Genomic DNA, 257 nt, shown 5'->3' on the forward strand with positions numbered 1-257 from the left:
ACTTTTAGCGTTCTGGGAGGCCGTTACACAGGCCCATTCGAGTAGCTGCCTACATTTAGCGGTCCGGGAGGCCGTTAAGCAGGCCAATTCGAGCAGCTACCCGCATTTAGCGGTCCGGGAGGCCGTTACACAGGCCCATTCGAGCAGCTGCCTGCTTTTAAACATTCCTGTAGAGTCTAAGATTTACGCTTGGACAAAGCAAAAAGCACCTCGTATGATGGGGGTTGAACGGATCAATGTCCTAAACCCATCAGGAG

It is taken from the genome of Cohnella cellulosilytica, from assembly GCF_042431195.1.
GTDB classification, from domain to species: domain Bacteria; phylum Bacillota; class Bacilli; order Paenibacillales; family Paenibacillaceae; genus Cohnella; species Cohnella cellulosilytica.